Annotated in this window: 11 protein-coding genes and 4 pseudogenes; 12 read left to right on the top strand and 3 right to left on the bottom strand. The window is 44.1% G+C overall.

The features are described 5' to 3' along the window. Positions 1–126: 126 nt before the first annotated feature. The 5 genes from JCM12259_RS14210 to JCM12259_RS06305 all read left to right on the top strand — a co-directional run bounded on the left by JCM12259_RS14210 (position 127) and on the right by JCM12259_RS06305 (position 3,869). Positions 127–693 (top strand): hypothetical protein, encoded by a 567-nt coding sequence (locus tag JCM12259_RS14210; RefSeq protein ID WP_148299588.1) that lies wholly within the window; start codon positions 127–129, stop codon positions 691–693. Between the two features lie 668 nt (positions 694–1,361). Further along, positions 1,362–1,595: a hypothetical protein gene (locus JCM12259_RS06315; protein ID WP_159105373.1), complete on the top strand. Its 234-nt coding sequence runs from the start codon at positions 1,362–1,364 to the stop codon at positions 1,593–1,595. Continuing rightward, on the top strand, positions 1,592–1,765 hold the full coding sequence (locus JCM12259_RS16720) for a hypothetical protein (protein ID WP_159105372.1): 174 nt from the start codon (positions 1,592–1,594) through the stop codon (positions 1,763–1,765). Before JCM12259_RS06315 ends, JCM12259_RS16720 begins: the two co-directional genes overlap by 4 nt. 220 nt (positions 1,766–1,985) lie before the next feature. Next, complete coding sequence (locus tag JCM12259_RS06310; RefSeq protein WP_025065815.1) at positions 1,986–3,266, top strand: AAA family ATPase; 1,281 nt, start codon at positions 1,986–1,988, stop codon at positions 3,264–3,266. A gap of 6 nt (positions 3,267–3,272) precedes the next feature. Next, positions 3,273–3,869, top strand: coding sequence for an RloB domain-containing protein (locus JCM12259_RS06305; RefSeq protein WP_025065814.1), 597 nt, complete (start codon positions 3,273–3,275; stop codon positions 3,867–3,869). Positions 3,870–3,930: 61 nt separating this feature from the next. Here JCM12259_RS06305 and JCM12259_RS14205 read toward each other — a convergent pair. The 3 genes and pseudogenes from JCM12259_RS14205 to JCM12259_RS06290 all read right to left on the bottom strand — a co-directional run. Then, a pseudogene (locus JCM12259_RS14205) lies at positions 3,931–4,561 on the bottom strand (ATP-binding cassette domain-containing protein); the annotation flags it as partial. A gap of 19 nt (positions 4,562–4,580) precedes the next feature. Next, positions 4,581–4,885 (bottom strand): annotated as a pseudogene (locus JCM12259_RS14200) (helix-turn-helix domain-containing protein). 4 nt (positions 4,886–4,889) lie between these two features. Continuing rightward, positions 4,890–5,189 (bottom strand): helix-turn-helix domain-containing protein, encoded by a 300-nt coding sequence (locus JCM12259_RS06290; protein ID WP_025065812.1) that lies wholly within the window; start codon positions 5,187–5,189, stop codon positions 4,890–4,892. Positions 5,190–5,666: 477 nt separating this feature from the next. On the opposite strand from JCM12259_RS06290, the gene JCM12259_RS06280 reads away from it, so the two are divergent. The 7 genes and pseudogenes from JCM12259_RS06280 (at position 5,667) to JCM12259_RS06250 (ending at position 16,016) form a co-directional block, all read left to right on the top strand. Further along, the gene (locus JCM12259_RS06280) at positions 5,667–7,010 is read left to right on the top strand and encodes a VapE domain-containing protein (protein ID WP_025065810.1); all 1,344 of its coding nucleotides are present in this window, start codon (positions 5,667–5,669) and stop codon (positions 7,008–7,010) included. A gap of 48 nt (positions 7,011–7,058) precedes the next feature. Beyond that, positions 7,059–7,484: a DUF3408 domain-containing protein gene (locus tag JCM12259_RS06275; RefSeq protein ID WP_025065809.1), complete on the top strand. Its 426-nt coding sequence runs from the start codon at positions 7,059–7,061 to the stop codon at positions 7,482–7,484. A 403-nt stretch (positions 7,485–7,887) separates the two neighbouring features. Continuing rightward, positions 7,888–8,313 (top strand): plasmid mobilization protein, encoded by a 426-nt coding sequence (locus JCM12259_RS06270; RefSeq protein WP_025065808.1) that lies wholly within the window; start codon positions 7,888–7,890, stop codon positions 8,311–8,313. Continuing rightward, positions 8,303–9,363, top strand: a pseudogene (locus JCM12259_RS14195) (relaxase/mobilization nuclease domain-containing protein). Before JCM12259_RS06270 ends, JCM12259_RS14195 begins: the two are co-directional and overlap by 11 nt. Before the next feature lie 660 nt (positions 9,364–10,023). Beyond that, a pseudogene (locus JCM12259_RS14190) lies at positions 10,024–13,127 on the top strand (SusC/RagA family TonB-linked outer membrane protein). 19 nt (positions 13,128–13,146) lie between these two features. After that, complete coding sequence (locus JCM12259_RS06255; protein WP_025065807.1) at positions 13,147–15,081, top strand: RagB/SusD family nutrient uptake outer membrane protein; 1,935 nt, start codon at positions 13,147–13,149, stop codon at positions 15,079–15,081. A 23-nt stretch (positions 15,082–15,104) separates the two neighbouring features. Beyond that, complete coding sequence (locus tag JCM12259_RS06250) at positions 15,105–16,016, top strand: discoidin domain-containing protein (protein WP_025065806.1); 912 nt, start codon at positions 15,105–15,107, stop codon at positions 16,014–16,016. Positions 16,017–16,171: the final 155 nt, after the last annotated feature.

Genomic DNA, 16,171 nt, shown 5'->3' with positions numbered 1-16,171 from the left:
TTGAAGCAGGACGCCAAAAACAACATCGCCGAGAAACTCACCGCCAGCACCGTGTCGGGTGGCGTGCAGCGCGCCGACAAGGCCAAGTTTTGGTTCGACGGCACCCACACCTACCCCACCTACCCCGTGCGCTACACGGGCAAGAACAGCACCTCCGGCGACAAGGTAACCATCAAGGCCGAGCAACTGCAAACCATTCCCAACGACGCCAGCCACCTCGGCGAAAGCGGCGACTGCGGCACGGCTGTGGCCACCAAGATAGGCGGCCGCTACCACTTCATCCTCAAGCACGAGGCCGCCTACCTCACCCTTATGCCTTACAACTCGCCACAGCAGATTAACACCCCTCTCACCCAAATAAAAGTAACCGCCGACAAGGCCATCTGTGGGCAGTTCGACTTCGACGACAACGGTATCAACCTCTCCTCGCGTCCCACACCAACGCCAGCCAACCAGAGCATCACCTTGAAGTTGAAGGATGCCGATCCACAACAGGGGTTCGTGACCACACCGCAAGCACTCACCCCTGCCACGAATGCCGCCACTATAGTGCTGGCTCCGGGAACCTGCAGCACACTTACCATAGAATACACATTCTACAATACCTACAAAAACAAGAATATCACCACCAGCAAAACCTACAACAATGTAGTTCTCACGGCTGGCAAGAACAAGTCCGTAAAAGCGATCTGAACATCCCAGCATTAAATTCCCGGAAGATTATTATTTTGGAAGAAATACCCAAGTAAGTTCTTGTCCCAACATGAATGAGATTGTTTAGTATGTTCAGCATGGCGACATTCACTGGGACGACAGCAAACTTTTCACTGTAAATGGTATACTTTACCAAGGCGGAGTATGGATAAAGAAACTGAGTGTCATCGCTGCCGACCACGGCAAGTCCGTATCAGCCTTGAAGTCCACCGCTCCTGATGGGGGAAGCTATTCCTAAAGAGCAGACAACTGCGAGAACGGCAATGTTGGACTTCGCACGCTTTTTCAGGGAAGCTATTCCTAAAGAGCAGACAACAGTTTCTACGACTCGCATTTAAAATTCTATGGTCCCGCCCCAATCATGGGTGAGCCGACAAACACTAACGACTATTTCTTTATCTATAGTTCAGGACAGGGTATTGGGACAACCTACTTAGACTATTCTACTCCCGGTGAATATATTGAGTTATGGGGCAGGGACTACTTCACAAGCTCTGAGAATCTTACGATTCCTTCCAACAGGTATATGATGCATATCTACAAAACTATAGTATTCTCACAAAATGCTGTCTCGAAATGGATCGTCAATAAATGGCCGAACGAACGATAGGCACGGTGTCCGCCCCGTGAAAGACGAATAGGCCTTGTTGGCCGACAAAGTACCCATGCTACTAGAAAGCAAGGCTTGTCACGATGACAAAGCTCCATGCAACCGGAAAGCGGATATTGTCGGCCGACACAAAGCCCAAGCCATCGGAAAGAACGCCTTGTCGGGTTGGCAAACCCTTGAAGCGAGTCGCTTGGGCGGTATGTCGCCCGACATGGCGTTCTTCCATCAATATCAACCCATTAAACTTAAAATCTATGAGCAAAACGATTGAAAACATCCGGCTCTACCGCATCAACCAAGGACGCCACACGCGCCTATCAAGTCTACCTCTCCGACCAGCCCACCGACCTCTTCTGGCTCACGGTGAAGAACGGTAAGCTTACCGAGATTGAGTTTAAGGTTCAGCCGGACAGCCAGGAGGGTTGGAGACGGAGAAGATAAAGTAATCTTATAAAACTCTTGATTTTTTATAACTTTCTAATTTGTATGGCGCAAGGCTTGTTGGGAAACAGGCCTTGCGTTTTTCATTTTTCAGTGACCGACCAAAAGGATGTACCAGATTTCCTCCTTTTTACCAAATTTCCTTGTTTGTTCCGAAAAAATATCTTATTTTTGTAACAGATTTACGATTATTGCAATAATTATATATATATTACATAAAATGATAAGAGATTTTTGGGTTGAAAACTATCTGTCTATCCGAGACAGGCAAGAACTGGATTTTGTCTCTAAAACCCAAGACGAATTTCTCAGTTACGAAATTTCAAAAGGTGTTTTTCTTAACAAGTTAGGAATTCTTTATGGAGCAAATGCTTCGGGAAAATCGAATATGCTATATGCCATTCAAAACATCTTTGATTTATTATATAGATCCCAAACTGACATTACAGATAAAGTAAAGACTGCTCCCCCATTTGAGTTGACCAAGGAAAAGCCAATCAAGATGCATATATCTTTTTATGCAGAGGCTGTTAGATATGACTATGATGTGGAGTACTTTCCTGATTATATCGTGAGAGAAGAACTGTATTATTATCCTAACAATTCCAAGGCTTTGTTCTATGAGCGTAAATTCAAGAACAAAGGCGTACAGGCAGACACCAAGTTCGGTACAAGTTTAGGATTGAAGGCGGAAACGCAGAAAACACTGATAGAAAATACACTCAACAATCATTCTGTTTTATCCACTTATAGGAAAGTTGCTTTTAAGGAGGACATACAACCAATAGCCAAATTATTTTCGTGGATAGAACATCATGTGCACGAAATAAATGGAGATGGGAATCGTAATTTTATTGAAGAGGTCAAAGATATTTGTAAAGACACCAAACTTATAAATTTCTATCGCCTGATGCTTAGAAAAGCAGATTTGAATATCTCTGATTTTCAAGTTGTAAAAAGTCTTGATAGTATTCCTCAGAAATTACGCCAAATGATCATGGAGGATGATGAACTAACGGAAAAGGCAAAAAAAAGAATGCTTGAAGATGACAGAGAGGATATTTTGTTTGTCAATCAATCGGCTGACGGCAATTTTAATATACCTTGGCGGCTGCAATCACAAGGCACTATACGATATCTCAAGCTTTTGCATTTTCTATATGACTTGATAACGGGAAGCCATCTGTATCTCCTTGATGAATTAGACGAGGATTTGCATTATGACTTACTGACTTATTTTCTGAATGTATTTATTTATAATTCGGAAAGCTCACAATTGATGTTCACCAGTCAGGAAATATCCTTGCTTTCAGAAGATTTGCTCAATGAGCACCGAGAAATAGTATGGTTTGTGGAGAAAAGCCATGAAACAGCATCTTCAGAATATTCCCGTGGCGATTCGTTTGGATTGCATAAGAATTTATCCCTATATAATTCATATAAAATTGGCAGATTGGGGGCAAAACCCGAGTTAGGCTCATATTTTATTGACTTAGAATGAAAAACAATGGGAAAGTTAGCAGATGCAATTATGATATTGGGTGAGGGACCTACTGAAAGTTTCTATATGAACTCATTAAGAGACTATTATCCTGCACAATTAAAAAGTATTGAGCCCAAGATACCCAAGCATAGCAATCTTACGGAATTGGAAAAGAAAATAGAGGAAGGCATTTCCAAAGGATATTCTAAGATTTTCTGTATGATAGATATGGATAATAAGAAAAAAGGGAAAGAGAAGAACGATTATCTGGAACTGAAAAGGAAATATGAAAACCCCATCGTAAAAAACGATGAGGGCATTAACTGTGAGGTGAAATTCTTTGAAACTGAAAGGTGCACGGAACTATTCTTCCTTTACTATTTTAAATATACAACCAAGGAATACCTCACTTCTAATGAAGTGGTCAATGAGTTGGAAAAGAAATGTGGTTATCAGAAGAACTTAAAGTTTTTCAGGAAAGGACTACACAAAATCTTCAAGGAAAAAGGCGGTACTTTGCGAACCGCCATAACAAATGCCAATAATTCTTGCAAAGACAAAGTCCGCGGCTACACTTATTCTGAATTAGGCAGTATGCTTCAGGCATTATCTATTACATAAAGAAATAATTATTATTGAAAACGACTGCAAGTTGAAATTAGACTTGCAGCCGTTTTTGGTTTTATGCCTTTGCTTCCTGTTGTAACCTTACCATTCTTGCAAACTCACCATTTATTGCCATTAACTCGTCGGGGGGCTGTTTCGCTTACCGTTCCTCCGTTAAGCACCACGATGTGGTCGGCATTGCAGACTGTGCGCATGCGGTGGGCAATGATGATGGCGGTCTTTCCCTGTACCAGCTCAGAGATACCTGCCTGTATCTTCATTCCATTCTCGGCATCAAGACTGGCGGTGGCTTCGTCCAATAGAATAATGGGGGCATCTTTCAGAAGGGTACGGCAATAGAGACGCGCTGCCGTTCGCCCCACGAAAGGTTTTCACCGTTCTCGCTGATAACGGTGTCGTCGCACTGCGCCAATCGTGCCGTATGGCGCACCTCCTTATCGGTGGAAGCGTGCTTGTCGATGCGATATTGTCGGTAATGGAGGCATTGAAAAGCAGTATGTCTTAAGAAACGATGGCGTAGTTTTTTAGCAGTATTTCAGGCTCTATCGTGGAAACATCTCTTCCGCCTATGAGTATCTGTCCGCTATCAATGTCCCATAAACGCGCGGCGAGTTTGGTCGTTGTGCTTTTTCCTCCGCCCGATGGCTCATAAGGGCGGTAAAGGAAACATTGCTTAATACTTGCTTTGTTCTGAATTCGTCGAACTCACGTTATAATATTATTATTTCTATAATTTTCTTCCAGCATGCTATTCAAGTCCGAAGCCTTGTAAAGTATCTTCCCTGCAAACTGTGTGTAGGGGATAATCCTTCTGTCCCGATAGTCCTGCAAGGTACGGGGCTGATATACAGCCGCTCGCACACATCCTTGCCCGTCAGGAAGTGCTCATCGCCAAACAGTGGCTTGTGTGTCTGCGCCACTTCCTTTATCCGTCTGTTCACTCCCTCAAGGGCCGAGAGCACGATCAGCATCTCGTCCGCATCCATATTCAGGTTCTTTACTGATTCCATAGTCTTATCTGTTTACAGGTTTATCTTTTCTTGATTTCTCTGATTTTGTATTGAGCAGACGCTCGACGTCCTCACGCTTGTAATAGCACTTGTGCCCGATTTGGGCAAAGGGCAACACACCCGTGTCCCGATAATGCTGCAAGGTACGCTTGCTGATGTTGAGCAACTTACATACGTCACCGTTATGCAACCAGTCCATGTGCCTGCTCTGTTCACCGAAAGCCTTGTGGCAGGTCTCGGCAAGGCTGAGTATCTCATTCCTCAACTTTGCCCAATTTGAATCCGTAATGATAAAATATCCCATAATTCTATTGTTGTATTGTTTGTAATTCCTACTCTTGTTTTGTGCTTCATCGCATGTTTCTGCCTGCAAAAGTAGGATGTGTTTTCCAAACCTCAAAGCAACAGGGAATAGCAGGGAAATATAGGGAAGTTGAAGGAAAGGGCAACGTATTTCATCGGCTGGCATTTACACCTTTTTGCCCTATTTTCTTCTTTCACCGTTCGTTTGGTGTAAAGATACGTCGTGCCGATACAACTCTATCGATGTTATTCAAGTAGCAGCTTGTGGCACTTTCAATGTGGCCAAACGCTACCACATCTCTGCACAGATTCTATCGTTTGCAATATCAGTGCAGAATACTGCAAACATGTGCAAGGGGCACACTATTGTCTTTGCCTTTTCTTGTCGTTTTATCCTCTGTTTTAGCTTAAATCATCTTTTTCTTTTCCCACCTCCATAAAAAAACATGTGAACTTTATAGCAGACGGACGCAACATTATGCAAGCACTCTCCGAATGCTTGGAACTTACCCATTCTCTTAATAACTTCACTCTTGGAAACCAAACCAAGCATATAATGAAGACAAGCGTAGATAAAGGCAAATCGGAAGGCGGTAACAATATGCCCAGACCGAGAAGAATTTCCTCCAAGAACTCGGAGATAGAGGCCTATCTCTCCACTCACTACGAGTTCAGATTCAATACGGTATTGGGACGGACAGAATACCGCAGGAAATCTGATGGTGGTTTTACTAAGGTGGGCCGTTATGAAATCAACACGCTCCGCAGGGAGATAGACAACGACATCGGGATAATAGGCTCCTCAGATAATCTCTATTCCATCATCGAGAGCAGTTTCTCTCCACGCATTAACCCCATACAGGAGTATTTCAAAAACTTGCCATCAGTGGATTTGAGCAGTAGTTCTTCCTTTTCACTGAAAGCCATTCCTGAACTGGCAAGTTGCGTAGCCGTGCGCAACTCCGACAAGTGGCTCGTGGCAGTGGTCGCCAATGCCATGGACGACCGTGAGTGCCGTAACCACACCTGTCTCGTACTGACAGGCGAGCAGGGGAAGTTCAAGACAACATTTCTTGATTTGCTCTGTCCGCCGGCACTGCACGGTTACAGTTATACAGGAAAGATATATCCGCAGGAGAAGGACACACTTACCTATATTGGGCAGAACCTTATCGTAAACATTGACGACCAGCTCAAAGCCCTCAACAAACGGGACGAGAATGAACTGAAGAACCTCATTACCTGTCCGATGGTCAAGTTCCGTATGCCCTATGACAAATATGTGGAGGAACATCCTCACTTGGCGAGCTTCGTGGCATCGGTGAATGGCAACGACTTCCTTACAGACCCGACAGGCAGCAGACGTTTTTTGCCCTTTGAGGTCTTGTCCATTGACATAAAAAGAGCAAAGGCCATCTCAATGGATAGTGTCTATGCAGAAGCCAAAGCCTTGTTGAATGCAGGTTTTCGCTATTGGTTTGACGATGACGAGATAGCCGAACTGTATCTGGAGAGCGAGGACTTCCAAGTGCAGACCGCAGAAATGGAACTACTGTTGCGCTGCTTTGAGAAGCCAACGGAGGATAATCCCCATTGCTCCTATATGACCACTACAGAGATTCTCGCCTATCTGGGTATCTATACCCGGTATCCCCTGACTTCCAAACGTATGGGAGAAGCCCTTAAAAGGGCAGGCTTTGAGAAAGTGAGCAAGAGACGTGACGGTGGCTGTCCCATCTATGTGTACAAAGTAAGAAAGCTACTTCCCTGTCCTTTGCTTGATAGTTGTAGTAGTCTGACAATCATATTATGGCCAAAGTGAGCAATCCTGTTTGCCCAAAAGGGTCAAAGTAGAGTGGCTTTTCCAAACATGAACAGACAGGAAAGTAATGAAAGAACAGAAAGGAAAAGTCTTTCATCTTACTTGGGAGAGAAAGATGAGGTGGAAGAACAACCACAGGCAAAAGCTCCATCAAAGGAAACAGATTGCCGAGAAGTAATAGCTTCCGAGCCATCCGAACCTACACTGCACACAGAGAATGCAACCGTTCAACGGCGTATCAGTGCCAAGATGAGAAAGAAGACACTCGAAGCCTATAAGCAAGCCTATCTTGTGCCAACCAAGCTGAGCGAGCGAAAGGCGGTTTATCTGAGCAGGGCGACACAGGAACGTGCCGACTTCATCGTCCGCAGGTTGGGTGACAGGCGCAGCAACCTCTCAAGTTTCGTGGAGAACATCGTGCGCCTCCATCTGGAGGAGTACGGTGAGGACATAGAGAAATGGAGGAGGTTATAAACCGCAGGAGGGGGGACGAGGGATGAATTTCAAAAGATTTATTTCCCGCTCTAATCCTACTATCGCATTAAAATATGATGTCATATTCTCGTAAATGAGACGTCATATTTGGGCAAATATGACATCATATTTTTAGCAAGCAGACATCTGAATGATGAGAGCACCACGAACACAGTTAAACACAGAATGCACGGCATTCACTTTTCGGCTGCAATACGCCTCGTGTGTAAATGGTCTTATCACTGACATTGCAAGACGTCAGTTTGTACCCACAAACTGCGCTTGCCCCCCTTGTCAGACTGTCGGGGAGGTTAGACCGTAATCACTACGTTCTCATCGGTCAGTGTTCAGGAATTAAGAGACAATGAATCATCTACGATGATAAACTTTCAAGGAAACTTATATGAAAAGATACAAGGGAAAAGCTGCCCGATGGCAGCAACAGGATAAGGAAGAACAGAGGATGAACAAGACGGAGTTCATCAAGGTAAGATGTACCAGTGAAGAGAAGCAGCGTATCAAGTCAAAAGCGGAAAGTGCAGGGCGGAAGTTCTCAGACTACTGCCGTGAGATACTCCTTAACAGAGAAGTGACTGCCGTTCCCAAGATGACCGAAAATGAAAGGGAAGCCATTGCCATTCTCCAGCAGACAGGAAAATTCTATGGGCAGGTTTCCAACCTCATCAAGGTCAAGGACGAAAGGTGGGTACTCATCACAAAGAATCTATCGCTATGTGCCAAAGAAGCATTTAAGCGATTTTACGACCCGCATTTTCGTGTGGAAGATGAGGTATATAAGGTCTTAAATATGAAGAGAAATGATAGGTAAGTGCAAGGCGATAGCCCACGGAAGCACGGCTCTGGACTATATTTTCAGAGAGGGCAAGCTCGGCTATCGGCTTGCCTTCCACAATCTTTGCAGCAGGGAGCCAAAGGCAATCTATGAGGAAATGAAAGTGGTCAGTGACTACAACAGCCGTTGCAGGAACAAGTTTCTCCGTATCGAAATAGGCATTGCACCGCAGGACGAGAAAAAGCTGCCTGTGTCCGAACTTATGAGGATAGCTCATTTGTTTGCCAAGCGAATGGGACTTGACAACCACCAATGGGTGGCAGTAACGCACAAGGACACCGATAACAGACATATTCACATCATTGCCAACCGCATCAGTCTGTATGGAGAGGTATATGACACCACTTTTGTGAGCAACAGGGCAGCAAGGGTAGCGGAGGACATTAGTCGGGAGAAAGGCTTGACTATCGCAAAAGAGGTCAAGGCAGAAAAGAAACACCAAAAGACAAAGGCTAATCTCACGAGAGAGCAAACAAAATAGCAGGTACAGCAAATCTGCTATGCCTTGCTTGAAAAATACAAAGGTACAGGCATCATGGGACACTCTATGTTTCTATCGAGTTGAACAAGAACGGCATCATCATAGAGCGCATGAAGAATAAACAAGGCAAGATTTATGGCTTAAAGTTCTCATACAGCGGACAATCGTTCAAAGCTTCCGAAATCGGCAGAGAGTTCGGCTACCGTTCCTTGCAGAAGAACTTTGAAGCAACCAACAAGGAAGAAACAAATAAACCACACCAAGTAATACAGAAGGCAACTGAAAAGGGAGGACAATCTGATACAGGTTATCAGCTTGTACCCAAAAGCCGTTCCACTGTCTTACGAGACAATGATACTCCACGAGCGCAGAACTCCATTGGTGCAGTGGCAGACACCATCGTTAGTGCAGTCGATGAAGTGGTGGAAGGGTTCGGAGATTTGATTACACCAACTACGCATGGCTATGACTATGCAGAAACAGCATGGCAGCGCAAACTCAGAAACCAAGCCAACAGAAAGAAGAAGCGCAGACGAGGATTATAGTCCCTATCAAAAATCGCATTAGAAAAGTGCAGAAAGAAGAATATCTCATTAAAAACGCTTGTTATTCGCCAGCAAAGTATTATCTTTGCAAACAGAATAACAAGCGTTCTTTGTTAGGCAGAAAACAGCGGAGCCAAGTAGTTCGCTCGTTTCCAAATCGTTACCAGTTTAGTTATACTAACAAGGTAACTTCTTTATTTTCAACAGGTTGTGTTTTGAGAATTATCTTGCCGTGCAATTAACGGTTAATTGCACGTTAAGTAACTGTTAGTTGAGTCTTGATTTTCATGAGACTCTCGTTTATTATATTATAACTGAATAAACTGAATATACTTCCATTTTGTAAAGTAAAGATTGAAATTAAGCATGTTTATTATCGGAGCGCATGGTGATTAACGTTGTTTAATACAAAAAAAACAAATCGAAAGATTTTTATGCGAGTGTTATTCATTTTTTGGTTACTTTTGCTCCGAGACTCGGAAATACCGAGATCCATTAGGATTAACCAACTTAATAACTTACAACCTAGCAATGTTGCAACTACCAAAAAAATTAACGACTCATTTGTGTTGTGGCATATACGGAACGGCTTTATTGCTGTCTGTGCCTTCAATGCAGCTGAAAGCGAGTGCCGGTGGTGTATCTACAGGCCCTTATGTCATGGGTGTTGCGGGCGGATCAAGTACTGAAAAGGCACTGGAAAGCCCTGCACCTAATCAGAAAACACCCAAAATCGTTGGTGTCGTAACCGATTCTAAGACCGGCGAACCATTGATTGGGGCTACGATCAAAGTGCAGGGAACCTCCACGGCAACCGTTACTGATGTCGACGGTCGGTTTGAAATTCGGGCATCCAAAGGTTCGACGCTGGAAGTGTCGTATCTCGGTTACACATCCAAGAAAATCAAAGTGGGCGATGTCAAAGTGCTTTCTATCACGCTCTCCGACGATGTCCGGACCTTGGAAGGGGCCGTTGTCACGGCTTTCGGAACAACGCAGAAGAAAGAAACAGTGACGGGATCGATTCAGACTGTGCGTCCGTCGGATCTGAAAGTGCCTGCAACCAATCTTTCTACGGCGTTTGCGGGGCGGCTTTCGGGTGTCATTGCCTATCAGCGTAGCGGCGAACCGGGCAGTAATGGAGCCAACTTCTTTGTGCGCGGCATATCTACAATGAGTGGCGCCACATCGCCATTGATCGTGATGGACGGTGTGGAAATCTCTCAGGCAGACCTCAATGCCATCGACCTGAGATCATTGAGAGTTTCTCTGTGCTGAAAGATGCCACGGCAACAGCAATGTATGGTACGCGAGGAGCCAACGGTGTGCTGATCATCAAGACCAAATCGGGGGCCGATCTCGATCATCCTATAATCGGACTGCGCGTGGAAAACTGGATTAATACACCCACCAAGCGTCCCAGAACAGTAGACGGCGTCACCTTTATGCGTATGTATAACGAGGCCGTTACTAACCAACAGTCGGGCGACGTGCTCTATTCGGAAGACAAAATCAATGGAACAATCCAGAATTTGAACCCTTATGTCTATCCCAATGTCGATTGGTATAAGGAGATTTTCAAAGAAGTGACTTGGAATCAACGTGCAAATTTCAATGTGCGCGGCGGTACGGCAAAGATCACTTACTTTATGAATATCAACGCAAGTCATGAGACCAGTATGCTGAGAGACGTCTCCGGAAAGTACTTTTCCTATCATAATGGTACGAATTATATGAAATATGCCTTTCAGAATAATGTGGACTTCCACCTCTCCAAGACTGCAACACTAGCATTACACCTTAACGTTCAGATGAACAATATGCACGGAATGCTGGCTGCCTCGAATGGTGGCGGAATTGCAAATGTATTCAACAGTATTATGGGAACTAATCCGGTGGACTTCCCGATTATGTATCCCAAGGGCAATGATGAATGGTATCACTGGGGTTCTTTGCAGGCAGGAAACTACAATCCGGATAATCCAATGGCTCTTGCAACGATCGGTTATCGCGATGTTTTTGAAAGCACGGTTGTGGCTAATCTCAACTACGATCAGAAATTAGACTTTATCACCAAGGGATTATCATTCAAGGCCTTGTTCTCTTTTAAAAACTGGACCAACAATCTCAAGTTCAGAGTTCAGAATTACAACAGATACCAGCTCACGGATTATGCCGCTAACGAAGCTGCCGAAGGCGGATATGATATGACCATTAAACCGATCGGCGTACCGCAAAAGTATTTATTGAATAATTATTTCGGCACATCGGGCGACCGCCGGTATTATTTTCAGGCGTTTCTTGATTATAACCGGAGGTTCGGAAGCCACAATGTAGGTGGAATGATACTGTTCAATATAGATGAATACAATTCTAATGTCAATTCAGATTTCCTCTCATCACTCCCCAAACGCAGGATGGGCTTTGCTGCACGAGCCTCTTACGACTATAAATCTCGCTATTTATTGGAATTCAATGCAGGATATAACGGCTCTGAAAGTTTTGCTAAAGGCCATCGCTGGGGATTCTTCCCATCGGTTTCTTTGGGCTGGAATATCAGTGAAGAAGCCTTCTTCGAACCGCTCAAAAAAGTGATTCAGCAAGTGAAGTTACGCGGTTCTTATGGTCTGGTCGGTAATGATCAGGTAGGCGGTGCGCGTTTTGCTTATCAAGCTATTGTGAATTTGACAGGTGGTGCAGGCTTTGCTACTGGCTACGGATCACAAGGACGTAGTCTTAGCGGACCGTCTTTCAGTAGATTCGAGAATCCTAATCTCACGTGGGAAGTGGGTCATAAGCTGAATATCGGAATGGATCTTCGTTTCTTTGATGCGCTGAGTATCACGGTGGATGCATTCCGGGAAATTCGTGATCACATCTTCCAAACCAAAGGTTCGATACCTAATTACTTTGGAACAGCAGCTACAACGATTTATGGGAACCTTGCTAAGGTCAAGAATTGGGGTGTAGATTTAGCTGTAAATTACGGCAAGAAGTTTAATGATGATTTGTCTGCAGAATTTAGAGGAACATTCACCTTTGCACGTAATAAAGTGTTAGAGTATGATGAAGCAGCGGATACTCGTCCTGCATTGAGACAGGTGGGAAGAAGCTTAAATACCTATCTCGGTTATGTGGCAGATGGTTTATACATTGATGAAGCAGACATTGCACACAGCCCGAAATCAACACTTGGTAATATTGCAATAGCTCCCGGTGATGTAAAATATAAGGATCAGCCTGATCAAAACGGTGAATATGATGGAAAAATCGATGCCAATGATCGTGTGCAAATCGGCCATCCGTATGTTCCGGAAATCATTTATGGTTTTGGACCATCGATTGCTTACAAGAAATGGGACTTCTCTTTCTTCTTCCAAGGACAAGCGAATGTGAGTCTGATGATGAGCGGTTTCGAACCATTCGGTACGCAAAGCAAGCGAAATGTGCTGCAATGGATTGCGGATGACTATTGGAGTAAAGATAATCAGAATCCAAACGCTCGCTATCCACGCCTGACTAAATATAATAATAACAACAACATGCAGGCATCTACACATTGGTTGCGTAACGCTGCATTCCTTCGTTTGAAGAACTTAGAAGTCGGTTACAAGTTCAAATTCGGTCGAATTTATGCCAGTGCAACCAATATCGTGACTTTCTCGGGCTTCAAACTCTGGGATCCGGAGATGGGAGGAGGAGCCGGAATGTCCTATCCCTTGCAACGGACATTCAATGTTGGTCTGCAATTAACATTCAAATAAACGCTCAACAGAAAACAAAATGAAAGCAATATATCAATTTATCATTGTCGCGACAACAGTTCTCTGTTTCTCTTCATGCGATTTCTTGGACATCGTTCCTGATGAGAATGCCACGACCAAAGACACTTATTCCGATAAGGATAAGGCCGAGAAGTATCTCTATTCCTGCTATGGCTACTTGCCGCAATGCAACGTTGCTTCAGGTTCTCTCGACTTATTGACCGGTGATGAGATCGTAACCTCATTCGAACATGAGACTTTCGCCTCGTTTCCTAAGGGTAATTACACGGCCTCTTCTCCTGTTATCTCTTACTGGAATTCATTCTTCCAAGGCATTCGTCAATGTTACATGTTCCTTAATGTTATTGATAAAACACCGGGATTAGATGATGATTTGAAGACGGATTACAAAGCCCAGACCAATTTTCTCATTGCTTATTACCATTATATGTTAGCTCGTTGCTATGGGTCTATCATCTTGGTGAAAGAAGAACCGAACATAGAAACACCCGTCAAAGACTATGCTCATCGCTCGCCTTATGATGAATGCGTGCAGTGGATATGTGATAAGTTGGATGAAGCAGCCAAAAATTTGCCGGCTACTCGACCTCAGATACAATATGGTTTGGCTACAAACGTAGCAGCAAAGGCAGTAAAAGCTAAGATGCTTTTGTATGCAGCGTCACCTCTTTTTAATGAACAGTCTCCTGTTTTATATAAAAATATGAAGGATCCAGATAACGGCACGTTATTAATGCCTACTTCTTACGATCCTAAGAAATGGGAAAAGGCTCGTGATGCAATGAAAGAAGCCATTGATCTTGCAGAACAAAATGGCTATCACTTGTATACGAAACAAGATCGATATATCGGCGATAACAACAAGAATCAATATCCAGCAGCCGGTTATAATCGGTGTATGCGACTACTCAATATCGATTATCAGGATGTAAATCCGGAGGTATTATTGGCCGAAACACGTAGTGGCGGATGGTATGGAATACAAAACAAGTCGATGCCTTACAATGACTCGGGATCAGCTTGGAATGGAATATGTCCCACTTGGGCAATGCTTAATCGCTTTTATACGAAGAACGGGCTTCCTTGGGACGAAGATCCGGAGTTTAAGGATGTAGATAAAATGAAGGTGGTAACTATTGATAATGATCATGCAGACGAAGGACAAGTAGGTCAAAAGACATTAGTCTTCAACTTAGACCGTGAACCTCGCTATTACGCTTGGGTGGCTTTTCAAGGCGGGTACTATGAATTGCAGAACGATCCGGTTAATCCTGCTTATACAATGAGCAACGGACAAAAGAACACTTCCGACTCTCGCGTGGTCTGTAACTTCCTTCTCGGCGGTAATTGCAGCCGCGGAACCGTTACCCAAAAGCGGCCTGGCAACTACTCACCGGGCGGTTATCTCAACAAGAAATTCGTCAGTCCAAACACGGTTGTAGCTGCAACCGGAGGCGGATCGCGTGAAGAAAGTCCGTTCCCGATCATTCGTTTAGCTGATCTTTACCTCGGATATGCCGAAGCCTGTGTTGAAACTGGGGATTTGGAAACAGCCAAGACCTACATTAATAAGGTAAGAGTGCGCGCTGGAATCCCCACAGTTGAGACTTCGTGGGCCCCTGTCGGTGTGACGTTAGACCAAGCTAAGCTGCGACAAATCGTACGACAGGAGAGGATGGCAGAGTTTTATCTTGAATGCCAGAACTTCTGGGACATGCGTCGTTGGATGCTTGCTGAAAAGTATTTCAATGTGAAGGCTCAAGGACTGAATATCGATGCAACAACAGTTGAAGAGCTTGCCACAATCAAAGATATCAGTTTTGAGCGTAAGTTCGAGGCTCCGACCCAATATCTATTGCCCATTCCTATCGGTGATATCAATAAAAATCCGCATTTGGTCAATAATCCTGGTTACACGGGTGATCATAGATAATATATACCTAAATACCGAATAAGATGAAAAAGATTATATTTTCGATGTTTTGCCTGTGTGTAATTGCAGGCTTCATCTCGTGCAGCGATGATGATAAAGGACCTGCTCCGACCTCTATCGATGCACAGACACTCACTTATAAGAAGGCTCCCGGAGCTGTTATCATTAAATGGACGATTCCTCAAAATCCCACTTACAAGTACATCAAAGTGACCTATCAGGTGCCGGATGAGAATTCTCCGAGGATGCGTTTGGCCAGTGTATATAGCGATTCCATTAAAATCGACAATCTGTTAGCACGTTACGGCGAGATTGAATACAGCTTGCAACCCTGCAATGCAGACGGAACCGGAGGCGAGATCGTCAAGATTACGGCGCAGGCTGGTGCAGCTACGAAGACCGTTTATGAGACCTATAAAGATCTACTCACGTTTGACATAGCTCATGTGTGGACAGATGATCCCGAAACTTCGGAAGGACCGCTTTCTGCTTTGATCGATGGGAATGAAAACAACTTCTTTCACATGAGTTGGAGTACGCCTAAATCGTTTCCACATTATATCGTTTTCGATCTCGGACAGGAGCGGACGGCACTACAATTCCGTTATGTTTGTCGCGATAATAACAATAAAGACAATCCCAAAGAGATTGATGTCTTGGTCAGCAATGCCTTTGAAAATACGGCCGATTATTATACCAATGAAACCGGAACGACGTTGTTGAAATCATTCTCAGGTCTTCCCGGCGACAAAAAGGCTGTTTATGAGACGAGACAAAGCATCAAGAGCGAAAAGCCTTTCAGATATGTCTGGTTCAAAATCAAGTCTGCCACAAGTGGCAGAAACTGGGTAGCGTTAGCCGAATGGCAGATTTTCAAGATCAGAGAGAGACTTTATGATCCGGAAATCAACGAAACAACGATCGTTGAGTATTGATGGGTCAGGCCGAATCAATCATAAACTCCCATAAGAAAAAGGTGTACAGAACAAGTTTCTGCACACCTTTTCTATAATGCATAATTTACAATTCATAAATCATCATTGATTTGTCAGCCCACTACAACTGTTGTCCAACCATGTCGGTCTTCATC

Origin of the sequence: Hoylesella enoeca JCM 12259 (genome assembly GCF_000613405.1) — a bacterium.
Lineage (GTDB): Bacteria > Bacteroidota > Bacteroidia > Bacteroidales > Bacteroidaceae > Prevotella > Prevotella enoeca.
The sequence above is the reverse complement of the archived record's forward strand: the minus strand, read 5'-3'. Positions and strand labels throughout refer to the sequence as shown.

Coding starts and splice junctions, on each gene's coding strand:
- JCM12259_RS06310 (WP_025065815.1), top strand. CDS start 1,986: ATGATAAGAGATTTTTGGGTTGAAAACTATCTGTCTATCCGAGACAGG.
- JCM12259_RS06305 (WP_025065814.1), top strand. CDS start 3,273: ATGGGAAAGTTAGCAGATGCAATTATGATATTGGGTGAGGGACCTACT.
- JCM12259_RS06290 (WP_025065812.1), bottom strand. CDS start 5,189: ATGGGATATTTTATCATTACGGATTCAAATTGGGCAAAGTTGAGGAAT.
- JCM12259_RS06280 (WP_025065810.1), top strand. CDS start 5,667: ATGCAAGCACTCTCCGAATGCTTGGAACTTACCCATTCTCTTAATAAC.
- JCM12259_RS06275 (WP_025065809.1), top strand. CDS start 7,059: ATGAACAGACAGGAAAGTAATGAAAGAACAGAAAGGAAAAGTCTTTCA.
- JCM12259_RS06270 (WP_025065808.1), top strand. CDS start 7,888: ATGAAAAGATACAAGGGAAAAGCTGCCCGATGGCAGCAACAGGATAAG.
- JCM12259_RS06255 (WP_025065807.1), top strand. CDS start 13,147: ATGAAAGCAATATATCAATTTATCATTGTCGCGACAACAGTTCTCTGT.
- JCM12259_RS06250 (WP_025065806.1), top strand. CDS start 15,105: ATGAAAAAGATTATATTTTCGATGTTTTGCCTGTGTGTAATTGCAGGC.